A 3,789-nucleotide genomic window follows, 5' to 3' on the forward strand; every position below is an offset into this window, starting at 1 on the left:
GTAGGAAAGCATGGGGATGAAGGTATGATAGCGAGATATGTAAAAGAACAAGATAAAGAATACCTGCAGCTACACCAAAATCTACAATTGAGTCTATTTTGATTCTGATACCCCGTCCGCTTGCGGCGGGGTAGTTCATTTCGTCTAATTTTTCCGCTTCTCTTTGAAATAACTCCTTAGACTTCTCCAGAGCAGCTCCCTGCATTTGAGCAATAAATTTTTTAATAACCCGGGGTTTGCGATTAAAATTCAAGTCCTTAGCTTGATAAGTTCTACCGAATGCGCCTTCGCCTAATACTCCGACAATGAGATAACGGCTATGAAAAGAATATGATTGGCTAGTTTGGCTTAAATTTCCGCCACATCCTTGACAATAGCTATAATGAGTCGGATTTTGAGGATGGGAACATTCGGGATTGAGACAGTAGAGGATACTCATAAATCATCTGGAGAAATTTGATTAAGTACCTAAAAAAAATTGATGATCTCATTGAGAGAAGATGTGTAGGCTCCCTTAGACGGTTACAAATCCCGTCAAAAAACCAAAATTAATAATCCGCCGTAACGCACCAATTCTATCATTAATTCTACCTGAATATCAAACAGGAACCAGAAGCCTGTTCCCCGGCAGTGGGAGTTAGGGGTTGCTAACAGGGGGAACAGTGATGACAAAGCGGATAACAGTTCCGATAACTGCTGTTGCCAAGATGGTGATTAATGCCCAAATTTGGGCTTTCTGGGAACCTTTAATCTCTTTTAGATCACCTTGTAAGGTGTTGAATTCTCCCTGTAATGCCTTGAGATATCCCTTGACTTCGGCCTCGAATCTGACTTGAACAATCCTGATCTCTGTGACATCTTTCTGGAGCGCGTCTAGCTTCTGATTGGTCTCTTTAAGATTCTGATTAATCTGGTCTAGGATTTTTCCTAAATCGGTTTCGATGGTGGGGCCGCTCATGGGTTAGACTCCTAATTAAGTGGTGCTGTTGTTTCTGACTTAGATTTCAGTGTTTGAACAAATTGTAAAACTTTTTGTTGCTTTTCCGGTGTCAGTTCTCGCCATTGTTTAAGTATTTCTTCTTCTTTACCCATAAATACCTCGCTCTTCAATTATGAATTGTTTGGTTTTGAGCAAGGCTCATTAATAAAAACCACTCCAGACACAGAGGAAATAAAGATCATATCATTTTGGGTTTGCGGTGGACGTTGTAGAATAGAGAAAACCTACTACGCTGATAGATACCATGCCCTCTCCTGCTATTACCACGATCATCAAGATGGTTGAGTCTCTGCCTGATGAGCTTCAAGAGCAGTTAGTAGAGTACGTTCGAGCTTATATTGCAGAAATTGAAGAAGAAAAACGATGGGATCAGTCGTTTAAACAGACGAAGAATAATCTAGTCGCAGCAGCACGGAAAGCCAAAGAAGAGATTGCAGCAGGATTGTCCGCACCGAGTTGATTTTCCTTGAGGATGTTTATGGTGATAACTTTAGCACTCCTAGCCTGTGTTAGCCGAGCGCCTAACGGACTATAAATTACATAGCATAGCGACTTTTTTCGGAAGTATCAAAGCGAGCAAGCGTAATTTTTTTGGCGAGGATAGAAGTTTTTCGAGGCAAAAAAACAGAACGTTGCCGGAAATATTCGCCAAAATATTGACGGTAGAGAGGACAACTGACTCGGCAAAACTTACCTTGTCGGTGAATTAGTCCGAGACTTTCTAGGTGAAAAGCTGCCATTAAATCAATTTCTATGTCTTTTTCCGCCATCACCACCTTAGCAAAGATAGCCGCTAAATTGCCCTTTAAGTATTGCAGATGCCAAAGTAAACGTTTAAGATGGCCTGCAAAAATATTATTTTCCTCGCCGATAGAAGTAGCCAAAATGCTTTCTAGGCTACAATTACCCCGAGCAAGATGATAGCAAGCAAGACGAATTAAATAGGGATTACCCCCTAGAAATATCCGTAATTTTTCGCAGTCAAAATTCTGATCTAATCCCTGTCTTTGACTTAATTCTCGTACTTGTGCGCTGGTAAAATTAGGCAATTCGATCGGTAAACCAAGACTAAAAGGAGATTGATAGATATCTGAGGTTTTATCAAGCTCCTGTGCAGGGGAATAGGCAACAATTAAACGTAATTTTTGCCAGAGAGGTTTGTTTTTGCCTTCCTCGTGCCAGAGGTGCAGAATACTAAAAAATTCTTCCCTTAGCTCTGGATAGGGTAAAAGATATTCAAGATCATCAAAGGCAAGCACTAAAGGGCGATCAAGATGGGAGAGAATATGCTTTTCTATATAGATTTTACAGTTAATTTTACCCCCTAAGAATTCATCCCAATCCTCTGGGAGATGATTGTCTAAATCTAACTGACGACTAATACTAACACAAAGCCAACGCAGCCAGTGATTTAAATCTTGAAAAATTGAGCTTTCTGCTAACCGAAAACTGAAATAAAGTGTATGGTATTGCTGTTGTTGAGCATAATTAATAATTCTAGTCATCAGGGAAGTTTTTCCCATTTTTCTGGCCGCGTTAATCCGGATAAGACTACCCCCGCGCAATATCTCTTGATAACAAGTCTGTTCTAGATTGTTTCTGTGAATATAAAAGGGGGAATTGAGGGGGACTTGTCCCTCTGGTAACTCAGGCAATAGTTGAGGATTAATACTATTAGTTTCTGGTAGGTTAGGACGATAATAATCGCTATTTTCTAAAGTTAAATTAAAAGCTTGAAAACAATGTTTCAGGGTTTGTTTATCCACTCCCGATTCACAAGCAAATACCTTCATCAGAGTATCTACCCCTAAAAGAGTTTTCTCGCTGAGGACTTCTAGGGTGAAGCGATGACCGCGATTATCCCGATATTCCGCTTCTTGTTTGGCAGTAAGTAATTTTTCTAGTCCCGTGGGGGTGAGGATAACCCCGCGTCTGCGGCGCTGTTTTTCTGGTTTTTTCATGATAGTTTTTCCCTGTCCTGGACTCAAACTCTGCACCCCTAGAGGTTTTGAGTTTCCTATAGACTTATCCTCAACAGGGAAACAATCAATTCCGTAATTTTACTGGTTTAGCGATGGAGAGGATCGGGACAATAACCAGACCACTTATTTTCTTCCCCATCTGAGTTATTTCTGGGATAGGGGTAAATCTTAGCCTACTTGCTGACGATAGCTATTCATTTCTAGGCTATCTTCCCCATAAAGATCCTCAATGTGTTGATGACAGCAATCGATCGCAAATTGCTCAAATTCTCCCGGTTCAATTTGATACATTTTGGCAAAAATATCGGGTTGAACACGACAAAATTCTGGTCTCTGGTCATAAATGGTACAGAGACGGGTTTGGCGATCGAAGTTTATACACCAACCTTCTTCCCCCACCATGCTGAGATATTGACTTAATTGTGCGGGAGTCAGATATTCTTCTAAGTCAGGACGCTCATCGGGATTTAGTTGACAACAAGCTCCACAATTTTTAATACATTTCCAATTGGCCATATAACCAGTGTGCCGCGATGAATTAATCCTAGTACCTACTGACTAGCTTACTAGCAAATAGTCGCAATTTTGCCTTCCAGCAGCAATTCCCCTCAATAGTTTTAATCTAAACCGGCGATCAGGAGTGAGAGCTTGACTAGGCAAGGATCGAATAAAATGGGCGTTGTAAGGGTCGAACTTACGGCATCCTGCTTGTAAGGCAGGCGCTCTACCACTGAGCTAAACGCCCGAATCAATTTCGTACTTTCTCAGTATAACATATATTTTCAAAAAAGTATATTATTTTTTTGA

5 protein-coding genes, 1 tRNA gene and 2 pseudogenes are annotated in these 3,789 nt (G+C 40.7%); 2 read left to right on the plus strand and 6 right to left on the minus strand.

What is annotated here, in order from left to right; translation table 11 throughout:
* Positions 1-102: pseudogene (locus tag PX481_RS13150) on the plus strand (IS200/IS605 family transposase); the annotation flags it as partial.
* A 283-nt stretch (positions 103-385) separates the two neighbouring features.
* On the opposite strand, the pseudogene PX481_RS29730 reads toward PX481_RS13150, so the two are convergent.
* The 3 genes and pseudogenes from PX481_RS29730 to PX481_RS13160 all read right to left on the minus strand — a co-directional run.
* Positions 386-439 (minus strand): annotated as a pseudogene (locus PX481_RS29730) (4-Cys prefix domain-containing protein); the annotation flags it as partial.
* Positions 440-637: 198 nt separating this feature from the next.
* Positions 638-958, minus strand: coding sequence for a hypothetical protein (locus PX481_RS13155; RefSeq protein ID WP_288026098.1), 321 nt, complete (start codon positions 956-958; stop codon positions 638-640).
* Between the two features lie 11 nt (positions 959-969).
* Complete coding sequence (locus PX481_RS13160) at positions 970-1,092, minus strand: hypothetical protein (RefSeq protein WP_002762935.1); 123 nt, start codon at positions 1,090-1,092, stop codon at positions 970-972.
* Positions 1,093-1,244: 152 nt separating this feature from the next.
* Between PX481_RS13160 and PX481_RS13165 the strand changes: the two genes are divergently transcribed.
* Positions 1,245-1,460 carry a hypothetical protein gene (locus tag PX481_RS13165; protein ID WP_002762940.1) on the plus strand — a complete coding sequence of 72 codons (216 nt, stop codon included), beginning with the start codon at positions 1,245-1,247 and terminating at the stop codon, positions 1,458-1,460.
* Positions 1,461-1,536: 76 nt separating this feature from the next.
* On the opposite strand, the gene PX481_RS13170 is transcribed toward PX481_RS13165, so the two are convergent.
* The 3 genes from PX481_RS13170 to PX481_RS13180 form a co-directional block, all read right to left on the minus strand.
* The gene (locus PX481_RS13170; protein ID WP_002762942.1) at positions 1,537-2,961 is read right to left on the minus strand and encodes an AAA-like domain-containing protein; all 1,425 of its coding nucleotides are present in this window, start codon (positions 2,959-2,961) and stop codon (positions 1,537-1,539) included.
* Positions 2,962-3,150: 189 nt separating this feature from the next.
* On the minus strand, positions 3,151-3,498 hold the full coding sequence (locus tag PX481_RS13175; protein WP_002762944.1) for a YkgJ family cysteine cluster protein: 348 nt from the start codon (positions 3,496-3,498) through the stop codon (positions 3,151-3,153).
* 157 nt (positions 3,499-3,655) lie between these two features.
* Positions 3,656-3,727: transfer RNA gene (locus PX481_RS13180), tRNA-Val, on the minus strand.
* Positions 3,728-3,789 lie beyond the last annotated feature (62 nt).

The organism is Microcystis sp. M53603_WE2, from assembly GCF_030065435.1.